The organism is Sorangium sp. So ce145 (assembly GCF_051525985.1).
In the GTDB taxonomy this organism is placed as follows: domain Bacteria; phylum Myxococcota_A; class Polyangia; order Polyangiales; family Polyangiaceae; genus Sorangium; species Sorangium cellulosum_B.
Genome location: NZ_CP150315.1, coordinates 11,504,807 through 11,519,095, shown reverse-complemented (window position 1 = coordinate 11,519,095; position 14,289 = coordinate 11,504,807). Strand labels below are relative to the sequence as shown.

The following is a 14,289-nucleotide window of genomic DNA, read 5'->3' as shown; positions in this document are numbered from 1 at the left end:
CGACCGGCATGCCCTCGCCCCGCTCGACCAGCATCCCCAGGAGGCCGCGGCGCGGGCCTCCCGCGCCTGCGCTCCTCGCCTGTCTCGCCGCCGCCGCGTGCCGTCCCGCCCCCGGATCTGCGCCCATGAACGAAACGCCCCCTCCGCCTCTCGCGCTCTCTCCCGCCGCGCTGCCCGACGCCCCGCTCGCGGACACCCTGCGCCTCGTCGCGCTCGACGGGGCGCCCGTGCTGCTCGCGTCGTCGACGCACAGCGCGGCCCCGCCGCACCGCACCGACGTCTGGGCCTTGCCGCTCGCGGGCCGCGGTCCGTCGGGCGCCGTCGCCACGATCCCGCAGCTCTTGCCCGCGCTGCCCCGCTGGGACGCTTCGGCGGCGGACGGCGCGGCGGACGGCGGCGCGCTGTCGTTCGTGGTGGAGGTCGCGGGCGGCGCGGTGAACGCGCTGGTCCGGCTCGACGGCGCCTCCGGTGTCCGCACCTCGCTCACGGCGCACCGGCCGTTCGCGAGCTTCAGCGGGCCTCGGTTCGTGCGCGGCGCGGGCGCCGGCTCGCTCCCCGCGCCCTCCCCCGGCGCGCCGGGCGCCGTGTCCGCCGTCGTCGACAACGCGACGGCGGTCGTGCTGGAGGCCGCGGCGGCCGGCGGCGCCCCGGTGGACCACCCGATCGGCGAGTGCATCGATGTCGTGGTCCTCGCCGGGTCGCCGGGCCCCACCGCGGTGTGCAAGCGCGTCGCCCCCGGCGCCTCGCGCGGCGGCGCGCTGCCCGGCACCGTGCGCGTCTCGGCCCGCGATGCGGCGTACGGCCCTGCCGGCGCCGAGGACGCGCCGTTCGGCGACCGCCGCGTCTTCGAGCTCGACGCCGACCGCGCGGGCGGCGGGCTCGTGATCGTCGCGACCTCCGCCGCCCACCTGCTCGTCGCGCACCGGCCGGCCCCGGGCGCCGCGTTCCGCGTGCTCCCCGTGGACGCTGGCGGCGCCGATCCAGCGACGTTCTCGGCGCCGTGCGTGCTGGTCACGGATCGCACCGTGACGCTCGCGGTGCTCTCGAAGGCGCGCACGCCCGACGCGCGCGCGCTCGTGGCCACGTGGCCGCTGGACCCGCGTCCCTGACGGGCGCCGCCGTCGTGGCCCCCTCCCCCATGCGCCGTCGCGTCCTGTACATCGGCAATTTCGGCCCGTCGTTCTCGACCGAGAACCACGTCGGCGAGAGCCTGCGAGCGCTCGGCGTCGAGGTCGTCCAGGCCCAGGAGAACGCGTTCACCCTGGGCGAGCTCGACGGCATGGCGCGCGACGTCGATCTGCTGCTCTACACCCGCACCTGGGGCCTGCGCGGCGACGCGCTGCGCTGGATCACGCAGCTGCCCATCCCGACGGCCTCGTACCACCTCGACCTGTACGCCGGCCTGTCGCGCGGCCGCGATCTCCGGCTCGACCCGTTCTGGCGCACGCAGCACGTGTTCACGCCCGACGGCGGGAGCGAGGCGTTCTTCCGGGCGCAGGGCGTGCGCCACCATTACCTCAAGCCCGGCGTGTACGGCGCCGAGTGTTATCTCGCGGAGGTCGACCCCGGCGTCGCGGCCGACGTCTGCTTCGTGGGCTCGTACGATTATCATCCGGAGTGGCCTTACCGGAGGCGCCTCGTGGATTTCCTGTCGCAGACGTACGGCCGCCGCTTCGTGAAGCACGGCTCACCGGAGAGCTGCGTGCGCGGCGACGCCCTCAACCGCCTGTACGCCTCCTCGAAGATCGTCGTGGGCGACAGCCTGTGTGTCGGCTTCGATCACCCGCATTACTGGTCCGATCGCATCTACGAGACGCTCGGCCGGGGGGGCTTCATGATCCACCCTTACATCTTCGGCCTGGAGGAGGAGTTCCGCGATCGCGAGCACGTGGTCTTCTATCCGTTCGGCGACTTCGCGGCCTTGCGGCGCCTCATCGATTATTATGTGAAGCACGACGACGAGCGCGAGGCGATCCGGCGGGCCGGGCACGCGCGCGTCAAGGCGAGCTTCACGTATGTGCACCGCATGCGCCAGATGCTCGGCATCCTCGGCGAGCACCACGCGGGGCTGAGGGGCTGGGTGTGACCCCGGATGCCTCCGATGCAGATCCACATCGTCACCAACATCGACAACGGCAAAGGGCTCGAGCGCGACTACCGCCTCCTCGGCAGCCTCCTGGAGAGCTGGGGGCACCGGGTCACGGGCGTTCACTTCCAGCGTTCCGAACGCGTTGGGGGCGCCGATCTCGTCATCTTCCTCGAGGTCTACGAGCCGCGCCTCGCCGAGGGCGCGCCGCGCCGCTGGCTGATCCCGAACGCCGAGTGGTGGCGGCCGGAGGCCCGGCCCGCGCTCGACGATTTCGAGCTCGTCCTGTGCAAGACCCGGGACGCGCTGTCGCACTTCGCCCCGCTCACGCCGCGGGCCCGCCACCTCGGCTTCTTCTCGGAGGACCGCTGGGACCCGGCCGTGCCCCGGGCGCGGCGCTTCCTGCACGTCCCTGGCGGCTCCGACGCGAAGGGCACGGACTCCGTGCTTCTGGCCTGGGAGCGCCACCGAATCCCGTATCCCCTGACGGTCGTGTCCTCGCTCGGCTGGCCGCTCAGGCCGCGGAACGTCGAGTTCGCGGGGCGCGTCGACGAGCGGCGGCTTCGCTTTTATCAGAACGCGTCTCGGTTCCACCTCTGTCCGTCTCGTTACGAGGGCTGGGGCCACGCGCTCCATGAGGGCCTGTCGGTCGGCGCCGCGGTCCTCGTGCCCGACACCGAGGCGATGAGCGAGATCGACGGCTGCGCGCTGCGCATGCCGGCCGCGCCGCACGGCGCGCAGGGCCTTGTGCGCACGCACGCCGTGGCTCCCGAGGACGTGCGCGACGCGGTCGAGCGCTGCATGGCGTTCACGGAGGCGGATCTCCGGCGCATCCAGGAGGCGGCGCGGGACGCGTACCTGACCGAGCGCGAGCGGTGCCTCGCCAGCTTGTGGGAGGTGCTCGGCGAGCGGCCGGCGCTGCGGGGCGGCTCCGCGGCGGGCGCGGGCGGCAGCGGCGCGTCCGCGGGTGATGCGACCGCCGGAGGCGGCGCCGGGCGCGACGCGGCCGGCGCGCCCGGCTCGGCTGCGGAGGCTCGCGCGACGGGCGCCGCTCCGCCGCGCATCTCCCTCGTGATCCCGTGCCACCCCTCGACCGCGCCCCTCCTGCGGCGCGCCGTGCTCGCGCTGCGCGCGCAGACCGCCGCCCCGTCGTCCTTCGAGGTCGTGGTCGTGTGCGACGGCGGCGATCCGGGCGGCGCGATCCGCGCCGCGGCGGAGCCGGGCGCTCACCCCTTCCGGATCGAGATCGTCGACAGCCCGCGCCCGCGCGGGCAGTTCCCGCACTGCAGCTTTGCCAGGAACGCGGGCTTCCGCGCCGCCCGGGCGCCGTTGATCTGGTTCCTGGACGCCGATGTCCTGCTCCCGCCCGAGGCGGTCGAGCACGCGCTCTCGGAGCACGACGCGGCGCTCGCGCGCGGCGTGCCGGCCGTGCTCACGCCGGCGCTCGCCCGCGTCGCCTTGCCGCCGGCCGCGTGGATCGAGCGCTCGGCCGCGTGGGCGGCCTCGGGCGCCGTCGAGGGGCTCGCCCCGCTCCTCTCGGCCGCGCCGCTCGACGGCGGTGTGCCCGGCGCCCACGGCGATCGGCTCCGCCCCGGCGCCCCCGTCTCCGAGCCGCTCTCCGACGTGCGCGACGGGCTGCCGATCGTCTGGCGAGGCCTCGTCGATGCGCTCGGCGGCTTCGACGAGTGGTTCATCGGCGGTGGCGCCGAGAAGGGAGCCTTCGTCGATCTGCTGGAGGGCGTGCGGCGCGCGGACCTCATCGAGATGCGCCTGCTCACGAGCGTTCGCGCCCTGCGCCAGCCGCAGAAGGCCGCCACGGAGGCGTTTCAGGTCCACGTCCATCGAGGGCGGGAAGAGCGCGAGCGCCGCGCCCGGGAGATCGGGCATGGCGCGCGGTGGTGGCGGGCGCGGCTCGCCGCGATCCGGGCGGCGCTGCCGCCGGCCGTCATGGCGGCTGCCCCGGACGCGCCGGCGGCGGAGCGCCTGCCGGACTGCTCGCCCGACGCCATCGAGGCGCGCGCGCGGCTCGTGCGCGGCGTGAGGGCGGTCGCCGCCCCCGCCTTGCGCGGCCTGTACGGCGGCGTCGTCGTGGTCGGCGAGGCGGCCGAGCTGCTCGCGCGCGACGTGGCGCAGGTGTGCGGCCTCGCGGCCCGCGCGACGACCGTCGCCGGGCTCGCCGCGCTGCCGGCGAACCGCGCCTGCGGGGTCCTCCTCAGCGGCGTCCTCGCCGGCGCGACGGAGGAAGAGAGGGCGCGCGTGCTGGACCAGGCCCGCCGCATCGTGAAGGCGACGGGGCCGCTCCTCATCGCGGAGATCGTGGGCGGCTCGGTGGAGCGCGGCGCAGGGACGGCGGGCGGCGATGCGGCGCTTGCGGCCGCCGAGGTGCGCGTGCACCTCGAGCGCGTCGGCGTGTGAGCCTCCTGGCCCTGTCTTGGCACAATTCGCGCGATTTGCGTTAATTGTCCCATCCATGGACCCTCGCCTGCCCAACGTCGCTCTCGACGAGATCGTCCTCTTCACGAGGGTCGTTCAGGGAGGCAGCTTCACGGCGGCGGCGACCGCCGTCGGGATGCCGAAGTCGACCGTGAGCCGGAAGATCTCCGATCTCGAGTCGCGCGTCGGCGCGCGGCTGCTCCAGCGGACCACGCGGACCTTGAGCCTCACGGACGTCGGTCGCGTCTACTACGAGCACTGCGTCCGCATCGTCGCCGCGCTCGAGGAGGCAGAGCTCGCGGTCTCGCAGCTCCAGTCGACGCCCCGGGGGCTCTTGCGGGTGACGGCCCCGCTCGCCTTCTCCGTTCTCGGACCGATCGTCGCCGAATACCTGCGTCTTTTCCCCGATGTCCAGGTCGACCTGGTCTGCACCGATCGCAGGGTCGACGTCGTCGAGGAGCGCTTCGACCTCGCGCTCCGGGCCGGCGCCACGCCGGACACGAGCCTCGTCGCCCGGCGTCTCGGGGCCGTGCGGCGCCGTCTGGTCGCTGCGCCCGAGGTCAAGAGGGCGCTCGGCGAGCCGAACGACATTGCCGAGCTCGCGGACCACCCGTGCATCGTGTTCGCGCCGGAGGGAAGCTCCTGGGAGCTCAGGTCGGGGCCCAAGATCGCCGAGATCACGGTTCACCCGCGGCTCGTCGTCAACGACTACGAGATGCTCCGCTCGGTCGCTCGCGCGGGTTTCGGCGTCGCCCTCTTGCCGGAGTACCTGTGCGCGGAAGACCTCGCCGCGGGACGGCTCATGCCGGTGCTCGCGTCCTGGTCGGCGCCCGAGGTGCCCGTGTTCGCGCTTTATCCGAGCACACGGCACCTCTCGCCGAAGGTGGTAGCGTTGCTCGACCTGCTCCGCCAGCGCCTCGTGTTGTCCACGACGCCGAGCGTGGTCGCCAGCATGTGACAAGATTGTTCCATAATTCGGAACAGTTCTTCCATCTATTGCGCATTGTTCTAGGGGCTCGGCATGCCTATTCCTCCTCGTGTCAGGAGAACGCAGCCATGACCACCACGACCACGATGCAGACGCGAACGGGCGCCACCCGAGCAGCACAGTCCGAGCTCCGAAAGATCGAGGGGATCTACCGGGCCCCTGGCCTCCACTGGGTGGGCGACGGCTTCCGGGTCGCGGGGTTCTTTTCGGCCATTCCGGAGGCAGCGCGAAAGCTGAACCCGTTCCTGCTGCTGGATTATCACCCCACGTACGAGTACTCGCCGACGGCGAGGCCGCGGGGCGTCGGCGTGCATCCCCACCGAGGCTTCGAGACGGTCACGCTCGCCTGGCAAGGGAGCGTCGCGCACCACGACAGCGCGGGCGGAGGCGGCGTGATCGGTCCGGGCGACGTCCAATGGATGACGGCGGCGTCCGGGATCCTTCACAAGGAGGTTCACGAGGAGAGCTATGCGCGCCGCGGCGGCCCGTTCCAGATGGCGCAGCTCTGGGTGAATCTGCCGAAGGCGCACAAGATGTCGCCGCCTCGGTATCAAAGCATCACGAGCGATCGGATGGGCATCGTGACGCTCCCCGAGAATTCTGGCTCCGTCCGGGTCGTCGCAGGCGAATACCAGGGCGTGAAGGGACCCGCGCAGACCTTCACGAAGATCGATGTCTTCGACGTCCGCCTGAACGCGCGAGGCAAGGTCGATTTCACCTTCCCGGCGCGCCATAACCTGGGTCTGCTCGTCATGAAAGGCGACATTGCGATCAACGGAACGCACGCTGCGGCGCACGACCTCGCGGTGTTCGAGAACGCCGGCGAGCGCTCGCTCATCGAGGCCGGATCGGAGGCCCACCTGCTCGTCCTGAGCGGCGAGCCGATCGACGAACCCATCGTCCAGTACGGCCCGTTCGTCATGAACAGCGCGCAGGAGATCCAGCAGGCGTTCGCCGACTTCGCGAGCGGCAAGTTCGGCCACCTGGACGATTGAGCGACCTCCACGCTCGGGCGCCGCCATACAGACGCATCACCCACGACGACAGAAGAGGAGACAGCCCATGACCAAGCCGTACGTTCGACTCGACAAGAACAACGCCGCCGTGTTGCTGGTCGATCATCAGGCGGGACTTTTGTCGCTCGTGCGCGACATCCAGCCGGACACGTTCAAGAACAACGTGCTCGCGCTCTCCGATCTCGCGAAGTACTTCAAGCTGCCGACGATCCTCACGACCAGCTTCGAGTCCGGCCCCAACGGCCCGCTCATGCCGGAGCTGAAGGAGCAGTTCCCGGACGCGCCGTACATCGCGCGCCCCGGCAACATCAACGCGTGGGACAACGAGGACTTCGTCAACGCCGTCAAGGCCACGGGCAAGCAGCAGCTCCTCATCGCGGGCGTCGTGACCGAAGTCTGCGTGGCCTTCCCCGCGCTGTCGGCGATCGAGGAGGGTTTTCAGGTCTTCGTCGTCACGGACGCGTCCGGGACCTTCAACGAGATCACCCGGCACTCCGCCTGGGATCGCATGTCGCAAGCCGGTGCGCAGCTCATGACGTGGTTCGGCGTCGCCTGCGAGCTGCACCGCGACTGGCGCAACGACATCGAGGGACTGGCGACGCTGTTCTCGAACCACATCCCCGACTACCGCAACCTCATCACCAGCTACAACGCGCTGACGAAGAAGTGACGGCGAGCGCCCTGCCCGTCCACCCTGCTGCCGTCGCGATGGCCTCCTTCCAGCAAGCCAGGTCACCGAGCCCGACCGCCGCGTGCCGCGCCCAAGCCGACGTTCTCCAGCAGCATTCTGCGGCGTCGCCTCGACGCGGAGCGCGTTCCTGCTCGACGCGGGTCGGACGCGCGTCTATCCATGCGCCATGAAACGCTCGCCGCGCGTGCTCCGGTGTGGACTCGCCCTGATCAGCTCGCTCGCCCTCGCCTGTGTGTCGGGTTGTGGGAGGGATGTCGAGCGCACCGCGCCGGAGCCCACGCCCGGCGCTGCTCAGGAAGGAAAGGCCATGTCGCTCTACGACTTCACCATGAAGACCATCGACGGACAGGACCGCTCCCTCGGTGATTACCGAGGCAAGGTGCTGCTCGTGGTGAACACCGCATCGGAATGCGGGTATACGCCGCAGTACGCGGGTCTCGAGGAGCTCCATGATCGGCTGAAGGATCGCGGCTTCGCCGTCCTCGGCTTCCCGTCGAACGATTTCGGCGCGCAGGAGCCGGGGACCGATGCCGAGATCGCCGCCTTCTGCTCCACGAAGTTCGGCGTCAGCTTTCCCATGTTCTCGAAGATCCCGGTCAAGGGGGGCGGCAAGCACCCCCTCTACGCGTTCCTCACGCAAGCCGCGCCTGCCGGTGAGGTGAAGTGGAACTTCACCAAGTTCCTGATCGGCAAGGACGGGTCGGTGATCGCGCGGTTCGAGTCGTCCGTGGCGCCGGACGACCCGAAGCTCACGCAGGCGATCGACAGGGCGCTCGGCGGGTGAGCAAGGCGGCGCCCGAGCCGCCGACCAGGCAAGACGGCCATCAATTGCAGTCGAGGCACCTCCACTCGACCTGCCCAGACGCCGAGACCCCGAACCGCTGAGCGGTGTACTTCTCGATATCGATCAGGTACCCCGACGGCTGCGCGTTCCGCGTGCAGCACCCGCTGCAATCGGCGTCGGAGCACATGTCGTACACCTTGACGTCGATCTCCTTGCCATTCTTTCGAAGGCGCAGGGTCTTGAGCTTGTACCTCTCGAAATCCTTCGAGTGCACCGCGGCGATGTTGTTCTCTCTGACCCAGCTCTCCGGCTGCTTTCCGTCGAGGGCCGCGAACTGACCGGCCCACGTGCACCCGTTGTACTCGATGCACTCCTCGCTGCCGGGGTCGGGGTAAGACTCGAACTCCGTCAGGCTGGCCGTCTGCCACACCACGCCCGAGCCGCCGCCACTACCGCCGCCGCCCGTCGTGCTGCCGCCGCCCGTGCCCGTGGTGCTGCCGCCGCCCGTGCCCGTGGTGCTGCCACCGCCCGTCGTGCTGGCGCCGCCCGTGCCTGTCGTGCTGGCGCCGCCCGTCGTGCTGCCGCCGCCCGTGCCCGTGGTGCTGGCGCCGCCCGTCGTGCTGCCGCCGCTGGAGCAGCTGGTGTCGCGGAGCTCGATGCGGGACGGAGTGAACGAGGACACCGAGTCGGTGGAAAAGTTGAGTGTGAATGATGCATTGCGGGCGATGGACACGTTTGATGTCCTCGAATAGGTGCATCGGGAGCCGGCTTGTGTGTGGGTCCAGCCCGGCTCGTGATGATCGCACGTGACACCGCCCGGCACGTCGAAGGCGACAGTCGGCTTCTTCAGCGCGCTCGCGCCCGTGTTCTTGATCTTGATCGTCCCCCAGTACTCCGGGGCTCCTTCGTACGCGTTCGTCGTGACCGCATACGAACAGGCTGCAAGATTCTGGTCCTGCTCGCCCATGTCTTCGGCCGTGGGGCCCGTGTCGGCCGAGCACGCCGCGAAGCAGAACGCTGCTCCCGCAGACGCGGACGCGAACGCAAGCTGAGCTGCCCGCAGACCTCGGATTCGATTGGTGCGCATAAGGCGATCCTTTCCTGCGTGCATCGGCGACAGGCCATGATGTAATGACATGTCCTCCCCCTCAGCGCCGGACACGTGGGATGAGTAGCACTGCCACGTTGGGCTGTCGAGACGAGGAGACCGGGATTTGCAGCCAGGCGCCGCGTGAGTCCCTGGATACCCACGAATTGGACCTTCGCTCGTCATCCTCGTCGCGTCGTCACGTGGAGGGGATCAACCCACGTTCTCTGCCATGCAGCCTGCGCCCTGCGCCGCCGGCATCGGATCGCTCAATCGATCTGCCGGGGTTTATTTTATAAGGTCTCGCTGCACTCGCATCATTCGCCCGTCACCGTCTGCTCCCCCCCGCGGACGCGCACGGGAATTTGCCTGTTCTGCACGAAGCGCTCGCTCTCTTCAGCGATATCGGCTAGCTGGCGCGCGCTCTGCACAGTCGCCGCGGAGTTTTCTTGCTCTTGCCGTCGACCTTCACCCTGACTAGCTTGTCGACTTCGTCAGCACACGCTTTGCGCTCGGCCGAGCCGAGCGATGAACGACACCGGGGGCCCGCGCATGATCGAATCACCACGCCTGCAGATGATCGACGGTCACTACATTCCGCAGCTCGGGCTCGGGGTGTATCAATCGGCGCCCGGCGCGGAGACCGAGGGCGCCGTCCTCGAAGCGTTGCGCCTCGGCTATCGCCACGTCGACACCGCTCAGTTCTATGGCAACGAGGCGGACGTCGGCAGCGCCCTGCGCAAGAGCGGCCTCGGTCGCGACGCGGTGTTCGTCACGACGAAGATCGCGAATTTCAACCAGGGGCGCGACACGACGCTGCGCTCGCTCGAGCGCTCGCTGAAGGAAGCCGCGTTCGACGCTTACGATCTCGTGTTGATCCACTTTCCCGTCACCGGCAAGCGCAGCGACACCTGGCGCGCGCTCGTCGACGCGCAGAAGCAAGGCCTCGCGAAATCGATCGGCGTCAGCAACTACACCGTGCGGCACCTCGAGGAGCTCCTCGACGAGAGCGCGGTGGTGCCGGCGATCAACCAGGTCGAGCTCAGCCCGTTCCTCGGGCAGGCCGAGCTGCGCGCGTTCTGCGCAAAGCACCGGATCCTCGTGCAGGCGTACAGCCCGCTCACGCAGGGCGTGAAGCTCCGGCACAAAGTCATCGTCTCCGCGGCGGCAAAGGCCGGGCGCACACCAGCGCAAGTGATGCTGCGCTGGGCCGTGCAGCACGGCTTGATCGTCCTGCCGAAGTCGGTCACGCCCGCGCGTATCGCCGAGAACGGCGCGATCTTCGACTTCGCGCTCGACGCCGACACGATGCGCACGCTCGACGGGCTCGATGCCGGCTTCCGCGTGAGCTGGGACCCGACGGACGTCCCCTGATCCACACGGTCAGCGAAAGGAACTCAGCGGAAGGCCGCATGGGAGCCGGCGTTCTTCAGCGTGGTGCCGATGGCAGAGATCGCGACGCCGACGCCGTCAGGCAACTCGGCGACCATCGCGGCCGCGCTCTGCAGATTCACCCGGACGGCGCGCCTCGCGGCTTGCGGCCCGGCACCTGGCCGGACGATCTGCCGAGGGCGCAGCGAGCATCGGCGCGCGCCCGCGAACGCCGCTCACGCCGTGCGAGCGAGCGCGCGCGCGAGCTCGCGCAGCAGCGCGGCCCCGTCCCCCTCGTACGCCCGGCCATGCATGCAGGCGACCATGCGAGGGGACGCGGCCGCGAGCTTCTCGAGGAGCTGGGGTGCATCGCGGCCGTGCGCATAGTAATCCATCGACCGGCGCATGGCCTCGCTCGGCGCGAGGATGTCGTCGCGCGTGAGCGCGGGGTGGTCGGCGCCGGGCTGCGTGAAGAGATCGCCGCAGAGCAGCGTGGCGGTGGACTCTTCGAACAGGTAGCCGCACTCCCAGCCGTGCGGCAGGTGGGGCGCGTCGAGCCAGCGCACCCGGCGCTCGCCCAGCTCGAGGACCTCGCCCTCCTCGAGCGCCCGTGGCGCGCGGTCGAACATGTCCGCGTCGACCATCGCGGCGATCCGCCCGCACACCGGCACCGCCTGGGGGGCGGCATCGAGCAGCTCGTTCATGGCGCCGCACTCGTCGGACTCGCAGTGGGAGAACGCCACGTAGCGCAGCCGCTCGACCGGCATCACCCGCGCTATCGCCGCGCGCACCGACGGGAAGAGGCGGCGCGAGCCGGTGTGGAAGAGCAGTGGCGCGTCGTCGACCAGGAGGTACTGGTTGAACGAGAACCCAGCCTTGCCAGTTCCCACCGGGGTGTGGAGCTGGTAAATGCCATCAGCTACCTCGGTGACCCGAGCCTCCGTCGACGAATCCGCCATCTGCTCCTCCTCTCACGCCGCGCTAGGCGCCGTTCCGCACCTGCCACCGATCGCGCCGTTGCGAGCCGGCTGCAAGCACAGGCAACCAGACGCAGTACAGCGAGAGTCACGGAAGATTCGACCGGCTGGCTGCACACACCGCCCGAAGGAAATCTTGCACCGGCCCGGGGCCCGGAAGGGGGCTCGATAGATCCACTTCCGCGGATCACCGCGGCGAGCTCTCCAGCCTCGATCAGGCATCGAAGGTGGGTGAGATCGCCGTGCGTCCAATGGACGTTGGACGCTCCGCATGTGATGCGCTCTCTCAACAGTTTGTCGGCGTGTCGACCCGGCCGCCGCTCATGGACACGCCTTCGGGCGGACCACCGCATAGACGAAATCGTGGAATCCGGCCGCCATGAACCCACCGCCGGGGAGCGACATGACCGCATTGAACCGGCCCGGCGTGCCGACATCACCTTCGAACTCCCAGCGCAGCTCTCCCTCGGTGTCGACGGAGAGCAGCCAGGTCCGCGCCGTTCCTCCGTCCGTTCCCCGCGTCCTCCCGCCGAGGTGCAAGAGCCCTGTGCTCGGATCGTATGAGATGGCGTGAAGCTCGGTGTGGAGCGTATCATGCGTTGCTGCGAGGGATGCCCCCCCCGCTCCGCGGCGGATCGCTGCTCATCGGGCCGCTCCGCGAGCGGGCGAGGGAGGGAGTCCAGGCAGATTTGGAGGGAGCCGGCGGGCGGATCGTGGATGGCCTCGACCCCGGGGACCCATCCGGCGCGCTGCCGTGGGTCGAAGCCGATGATGACGTTCGCATTCTTCACGCGCGCCGCTCTATCTGTCGTCGCGTCCTCGATTCTGACAGCGTGCGCCGCCGCGTCGCCACCAGAGCCGGAGCCACCGGGCTATCCGTACTGCACGGCTCAGGAGCACGAGGCCGCCGTTTGTGACCAGCTTCGTCGCGCCGTCCTGATCGAACCGGACGGGACGCGCATCCCGCTCGACGTCTCGGAATGCTCCGGGGGAGAGTCGATCGTGCGCGTGATCTTGGAGCGGCGTGATACCGGCGCGTTTCTGTATCGTGGAGCGATGGCGTTTTCGCTCGCCGAGCCGCGCGCGCCGATGACCCTGCGGGGGATCGAGCCGGAGATCCGCGAGTGGCCCTGCGCGGACGATTCCTGTCGGAGCATGCGGGAGATCGCCCCGGGGACGCGCCTTGCAATGCCGATCATGCAGCAATGCCCCGACGCTCCCCGGATGGAGACCGCCGAGGTGGTGTTGCCCCTTCCGCCGGCGACGGCGGCGAGCTGCACCGATGGGCGATGGCCGCGGTGGTGTGTGGATCCAGGCGATAGCACGGATCGCTATCGGATCATCGAGTATGGGTGGAGGATGGGCATCCCCCGAGAGGCCGTCGTCGAGGTGCGCGAGGGAATCGTCTCCGTTCGGAGCATGGGCAAAGCGCGACGTGTTCTGCCGAAAGAAGAGGTCGACGAGCTGATGTCGAGCCTGGAGAAGCTCTGGCAAGGGTCCCTCGAGAGCCACCAGGGTTGTCGTGACGGGACCGTCACGCTCGTCCATGCGCGGAGGTCGGGGGCGTGGAAGAGCATCGTTCGCAGCGGTTGTAGCGGCGTTCCTGGGCTCGCAGGACCGTTGTGGCGCCGGCAAAGGCCCGAGCGTTGAGCCCAGGAGGAGGGGAGCAAGCCCCTGTGGAGAGCTCCTATGCGGCGTCGCAAGGGGGCGGCGCGCGGCGGGCCCGCCTGCGGCGCGCGCCGAGGAGCAGCGTCGCCGTCAGCCAGCGAATGCCGTCGAGCGGCGCCGCAGCCGACCAGGTCGCCGTCACCGGGTCGAAGATCTCGACGGCGCCCGCGGCCGGCCCGAACGTGCCGCCCGTGACGAGCACGCGTCCATCGAGCAGCCGGGTGGCCTGGTGACCGGCGCGGACACCCAGCATGGGAGGTCCTGGGGCCCACGTGTCGGTCGCCGGGTCGTAGATCTCGGTGCTCTCCGTCGCCGCGGACCCGGCCCTTCCGCCGGCGAGGAGGACCCGCCCGTCGTCGAGCAGCGTGGCCGTGTGGCTCGCCCTCGACATCGACGGCGACGAGGCCGGAAGCCATGCATCGAGCGCGGGAGCGTAGATCTCGACGCCCGGGCCCCCGGCCTCTCCGCCGATGACAAGCACCCTCCCGTCCGCGAGGCGTGTCGCGGTGTGAGCGCCGCGCACAGCAGCCATCGGCGCGGCCGCCAGGAACGCGCCCGTCGCGGGATCGTAGATCTCCGCGCTGCCGAGCGGCATCGTCGAGTACTTCGGATCGCAAATCATCCCCTCGTCCAAGCCCAGGAACCCCCCCGCGATGAGGACCCTGCCGTCGTCCAGCAAGGTCGCGGTGTGCTCGGCGCGCGGCGTGGTCATCCTCCCGGTCGCCACCCACAGCGGGTCCACGAGCACGGCCTCGGCGGCGAGCACCGGCCCGGCCTGCTCCGGGAAGAGGGCGCGCAGCTCGGCCTCGGCGGCGGGGTCGAGGTCGTCCTGCATGCCGCTCGCGCAACCGGCGGAAAACACGGCGGTGAACGCCATGAGGCAGAGCCGGAGCGCGGTCGAGGGCCCCGCGCCGCGGCGGCGAGCCGGCGCGGCGCAGGGCCGCCGCAGCGCGCGCGCCTCGGGCTCGCGGGAGCGGGGCGGGCGCCGCGCACCGCCAGGTGACGGGCCGCCGGTGGGAGAAGGAGACGGTCGCACGGCGGGCGTGAGGTCATCGAAGCGACGCATACGGCCGCTTCGATGCGCCCGCTCGGCCGGCATTTACGCCGGGCACGGGCTCGACGTCACGGCACGCTCCACGCGCGCGCCGGTCACGCGCTCGATCGCGGCGCGGCCCCACGCGCGCTCGG

At 70.5% G+C, this 14,289-nt stretch carries 12 protein-coding genes; 8 read left to right on the top strand and 4 right to left on the bottom strand.

The genetic code is table 11. From position 1 onward, the window contains the following. Nucleotides 1–125 precede the first annotated feature (125 nt). The 7 genes from WMF34_RS42815 to WMF34_RS42785 all read left to right on the top strand — a co-directional run bounded on the left by WMF34_RS42815 (nt 126) and on the right by WMF34_RS42785 (nt 7,998). On the top strand, nt 126–1,109 hold the full coding sequence (locus WMF34_RS42815) for a hypothetical protein (protein ID WP_437991417.1): 984 nt from the start codon (nt 126–128) through the stop codon (nt 1,107–1,109). Nucleotides 1,110–1,138: 29 nt separating this feature from the next. Further along, a complete protein-coding gene (locus WMF34_RS42810; RefSeq protein ID WP_437991416.1) occupies nt 1,139–2,086 on the top strand; it encodes a glycosyltransferase family protein in 948 nt (315 codons plus the stop codon). A 15-nt stretch (nt 2,087–2,101) separates the two neighbouring features. Then, nucleotides 2,102–4,501, top strand: coding sequence for a glycosyltransferase (locus WMF34_RS42805; protein ID WP_437991415.1), 2,400 nt, complete (start codon nt 2,102–2,104; stop codon nt 4,499–4,501). A gap of 55 nt (nt 4,502–4,556) precedes the next feature. Next, nucleotides 4,557–5,477, top strand: coding sequence for a LysR family transcriptional regulator (locus WMF34_RS42800; RefSeq protein ID WP_437991414.1), 921 nt, complete (start codon nt 4,557–4,559; stop codon nt 5,475–5,477). A 98-nt stretch (nt 5,478–5,575) separates the two neighbouring features. Continuing rightward, nucleotides 5,576–6,502: a pirin family protein gene (locus tag WMF34_RS42795; RefSeq protein WP_437991413.1), complete on the top strand. Its 927-nt coding sequence runs from the start codon at nt 5,576–5,578 to the stop codon at nt 6,500–6,502. 67 nt (nt 6,503–6,569) lie between these two features. Then, nucleotides 6,570–7,193 (top strand): isochorismate family cysteine hydrolase YcaC, encoded by a 624-nt coding sequence (gene ycaC, locus WMF34_RS42790; RefSeq protein WP_012240955.1) that lies wholly within the window; start codon nt 6,570–6,572, stop codon nt 7,191–7,193. A 328-nt stretch (nt 7,194–7,521) separates the two neighbouring features. Then, nucleotides 7,522–7,998, top strand: coding sequence for a glutathione peroxidase (locus WMF34_RS42785; protein ID WP_437769942.1), 477 nt, complete (start codon nt 7,522–7,524; stop codon nt 7,996–7,998). A 40-nt stretch (nt 7,999–8,038) separates the two neighbouring features. On the opposite strand, the gene WMF34_RS42780 is transcribed toward WMF34_RS42785, so the two are convergent. After that, nucleotides 8,039–9,085: a hypothetical protein gene (locus WMF34_RS42780; protein ID WP_437991412.1), complete on the bottom strand. Its 1,047-nt coding sequence runs from the start codon at nt 9,083–9,085 to the stop codon at nt 8,039–8,041. Nucleotides 9,086–9,613: 528 nt separating this feature from the next. Here WMF34_RS42780 and WMF34_RS42775 point away from each other — a divergent pair. Next, complete coding sequence (locus WMF34_RS42775) at nt 9,614–10,459, top strand: aldo/keto reductase (protein ID WP_231864540.1); 846 nt, start codon at nt 9,614–9,616, stop codon at nt 10,457–10,459. A gap of 233 nt (nt 10,460–10,692) precedes the next feature. Here WMF34_RS42775 and WMF34_RS42770 read toward each other — a convergent pair whose 3' ends face one another. The 3 genes from WMF34_RS42770 to WMF34_RS42760 all read right to left on the bottom strand — a co-directional run bounded on the left by WMF34_RS42770 (nt 10,693) and on the right by WMF34_RS42760 (nt 14,167). Beyond that, nucleotides 10,693–11,415, bottom strand: coding sequence for an MBL fold metallo-hydrolase (locus WMF34_RS42770; protein ID WP_437991411.1), 723 nt, complete (start codon nt 11,413–11,415; stop codon nt 10,693–10,695). A 339-nt stretch (nt 11,416–11,754) separates the two neighbouring features. Then, nucleotides 11,755–11,973 carry a hypothetical protein gene (locus tag WMF34_RS42765; protein ID WP_437991410.1) on the bottom strand — a complete coding sequence of 73 codons (219 nt, stop codon included), beginning with the start codon at nt 11,971–11,973 and terminating at the stop codon, nt 11,755–11,757. A 1,147-nt stretch (nt 11,974–13,120) separates the two neighbouring features. Continuing rightward, on the bottom strand, nt 13,121–14,167 hold the full coding sequence (locus tag WMF34_RS42760) for a Kelch repeat-containing protein (RefSeq protein WP_437991409.1): 1,047 nt from the start codon (nt 14,165–14,167) through the stop codon (nt 13,121–13,123). Nucleotides 14,168–14,289: the final 122 nt, after the last annotated feature.

What these genes read in the sequence shown, in the direction of transcription:
- WMF34_RS42815 (WP_437991417.1), top strand. Translation starts at nt 126, where the DNA reads ATGAACGAAACGCCCCCTCCGCCTCTCGCGCTCTCTCCCGCCGCGCTG.
- WMF34_RS42810 (WP_437991416.1), top strand. Translation starts at nt 1,139, where the DNA reads ATGCGCCGTCGCGTCCTGTACATCGGCAATTTCGGCCCGTCGTTCTCG.
- WMF34_RS42805 (WP_437991415.1), top strand. Translation starts at nt 2,102, where the DNA reads ATGCAGATCCACATCGTCACCAACATCGACAACGGCAAAGGGCTCGAG.
- WMF34_RS42800 (WP_437991414.1), top strand. Translation starts at nt 4,557, where the DNA reads ATGGACCCTCGCCTGCCCAACGTCGCTCTCGACGAGATCGTCCTCTTC.
- WMF34_RS42795 (WP_437991413.1), top strand. Translation starts at nt 5,576, where the DNA reads ATGACCACCACGACCACGATGCAGACGCGAACGGGCGCCACCCGAGCA.
- ycaC (WP_012240955.1), top strand. Translation starts at nt 6,570, where the DNA reads ATGACCAAGCCGTACGTTCGACTCGACAAGAACAACGCCGCCGTGTTG.
- WMF34_RS42785 (WP_437769942.1), top strand. Translation starts at nt 7,522, where the DNA reads ATGTCGCTCTACGACTTCACCATGAAGACCATCGACGGACAGGACCGC.
- WMF34_RS42780 (WP_437991412.1), bottom strand. Translation starts at nt 9,085, where the DNA reads ATGCGCACCAATCGAATCCGAGGTCTGCGGGCAGCTCAGCTTGCGTTC.
- WMF34_RS42775 (WP_231864540.1), top strand. Translation starts at nt 9,614, where the DNA reads ATGAACGACACCGGGGGCCCGCGCATGATCGAATCACCACGCCTGCAG.
- WMF34_RS42770 (WP_437991411.1), bottom strand. Translation starts at nt 11,415, where the DNA reads ATGGCGGATTCGTCGACGGAGGCTCGGGTCACCGAGGTAGCTGATGGC.
- WMF34_RS42760 (WP_437991409.1), bottom strand. Translation starts at nt 14,167, where the DNA reads ATGCGTCGCTTCGATGACCTCACGCCCGCCGTGCGACCGTCTCCTTCT.